General features: G+C 37.3%; 2 protein-coding genes, 1 pseudogene and 1 other annotated feature. All 3 genes and pseudogenes read right to left on the reverse strand.

Annotation, left to right across the window (positions count from 1 at the left end; all coding sequences use genetic code 11):
- Window positions 1–165: 165 nt before the first annotated feature.
- Complete coding sequence (locus tag ACEWB7_RS17110; RefSeq protein WP_034707385.1) at window positions 166–429, reverse strand: hypothetical protein; 264 nt, start codon at window positions 427–429, stop codon at window positions 166–168.
- A 646-nt stretch (window positions 430–1,075) separates the two neighbouring features.
- Window positions 1,076–1,369 carry an antitoxin HicB gene (locus tag ACEWB7_RS17115; protein ID WP_159124578.1) on the reverse strand — a complete coding sequence of 98 codons (294 nt, stop codon included), beginning with the start codon at window positions 1,367–1,369 and terminating at the stop codon, window positions 1,076–1,078.
- A 109-nt stretch (window positions 1,370–1,478) separates the two neighbouring features.
- Window positions 1,479–2,476 (reverse strand): annotated as a pseudogene (locus ACEWB7_RS17120) (IS3 family transposase); the annotation flags it as partial.
- Window positions 2,322–2,438: a sequence feature (AL1L pseudoknot), on the reverse strand. It overlaps the preceding pseudogene by 117 nt.

The raw sequence follows: 2,476 nt of genomic DNA on the forward strand, positions 1-2,476 counted from the left end.
TGAAAATGAAGTAAAGGGGGATGAACAATTTAGATATTTAGATTCCATAGCATCTAAGCAACCTTAGTAAAATTGCACTTATATTTAGAAATACTAGATCATATAAAAACCATTATTTAACATAAAATCTCTTATATGAAATTTGAATACAAGTCCCAGTTAGCTTCAATCCTGACTTACTTTACGTTTTGTAATTTTAAAAGTTCGTCGTTCCGCAAATCGGTGAGCTAGGTCAGGATTCCGGCCGTCCAAGTGTTTAACCAAGATTGGCACACCATTCGGTGTTTTACTCATTAAATTATCATTTTCTACATACAGAACTGTTCCACTTTGCGCTGCGGCAATAAAGCGGTCTCGAAGTACATTTGCGGCTTTGACAGCAATACCTGATTCATTGTCATCTTCATCAATTATATCTACTGTTGACATAGTGCTGCACTCCCATTTAGCTGATATATGAATCATATTACAAGTCGGGTAAACACGATAAAGAACTAGAGAACTTTCTACATATAATGCTCTGATCGACATACACAATAGCTTCTTTTCAAATCAAGGTAGCTATGATGTGTGTTGGTATTAACCATCTTATTTAATTTCAGTATTTTACTAACAATTTAACTCTCTATAATTTTGATAATTTTTTATGAAGCAAGCTATTCATCCGACACAAAATTTCTACCCATTTTTAATGCTGGATATTTAAAATTTGTAGAGAGTTCGTCATTCAAAAATTTAGATGCCTAGAGAGCCAAATGAATCATACAATTTTTCAGAAACTGGAAAAAATGAATCAACAATGTAACGTATGTGTTAAAGCTTATGCACTTTTGATCCTGCTCAGTCTGGTGACTTTCTTCATCTATTTTTTTAATCATTTCACTATAGAAATGCTCGTTACAGACAATAAGGCCATATTTCTGGCAATCAAAATAGAAGCTTTTGTACTTGGGATTATGCACATTGTTTATTCTTTCTTTTTTAAATATATCGATAAAAAACTGCAAATATATGGCTTAGACTCGAATAACTTGAATGAATACATCACCCGGAATCAGGGATTTTTTCAAAAATATTAAGATATGACTTCTCCAGTGGAAGTCATGTCTTCTACTACTTCAAAAACAAGTTTCTCAATGCCGGAACGTGCTTTATCGCCGGTCGAATCTAGCCAAGACAGCGAGGGGAATTCGGCACAGAGTCCAACAAATTCTCCATCTTGGGCGGACCAGTTCACGCTAAATGAATAACGAGCTTCCATCTTAAAATCGAAAAAAGCTTTCATATATTTTGCTGCGTTTTTGGCTTCCGCTCTCAAATCGTCAATTTCTTGCCGTGTCAGATAATAATCGTCGGGATGTTTCGGCATAGTTCACCTTTTTTTAAAGACTAAAGTAAATGCTCTTGAATTAGCTGATTCATGTCATCTACTACAAAACTGAACCGTACCGGGTTTGTCGGAGACTTTTTTATTTAAGTTAGGCCACCTGACCTAACGGGTTAATCTTATCATAGTACATTGCTTCAAAATCAAAAGGTGATACATAACCCAGTGTACTGTGTACACGCTTTTTGTTGAACCAATCTAGCCAGTTTAGTGTCGCAAGTTGTACATCCGCTAAACCGTGCCAGTCTGCTTTTAAATATTCAATCACCCCTGTTTTGTATAAGCCATTCACCGTTTCAGCCAAAGCATTATCGTATGAATCACCAGTCGTACCGACTGATGCTCTTATATTTGCTGCTTCTAAACGATTGGTATAACGAATGGAAAGATATTGCACACCTCTGTCGGAATGATGAATACACATTCTTTAGCATGCCTCGATCGTGCAATGCTTGCTCAAGTGCATCAAGCACCATATCTGTATTCATCCGTGTAGATACTTTCCATCCAACAATTGCTCGTGAGAACACATCAATAATAAAGGCGGTATAAACCCAGCCTGAGTGAGTTTGAATATACGTAAAGTCACTTACCTGAGAAGCACTGCTTCGCAAGGGTCAGGATGATCAGCATTAAAATTACGTTTCACTAAATCATCTGCTCTTTTTTGATCATCTCGGCTACGGGTGGTTTGTTTATTCTTACCACGCTAAACACCTTGTGGACCTAGCTTCTGCATCAAGCGAACCATTGTACAGCGCGCAATAATATAGCCTTCACGTTTCAGTTTTTGCCAAACTTTACGCACACCATATCGACCTGAACTTTCTTTCCAAATTCTTTTAATTTGTTCAGCATGATGCTCATCATGTAAATCTCGCTTTGCTCGATGTTCTGGATTTACTGTGAGATCTAAAGTCCGGTAATAGGTTGAAGCAGCGATCGGTAAAATCCTACAAATTGCATCAACACCATATCGATCTTTATTGTTATGGATGAAATCCACCATTATTTGTGTGGGCGGTCGAGCTCCGCCTGGGCGAAAAAAGCGGCTGCTTTACGTAGAATTTCATTGGCACGCTTTAATTC

It is taken from the genome of Acinetobacter sp. NIOH-H-8, assembly GCF_046635365.1.
Lineage (GTDB): Bacteria > Pseudomonadota > Gammaproteobacteria > Pseudomonadales > Moraxellaceae > Acinetobacter.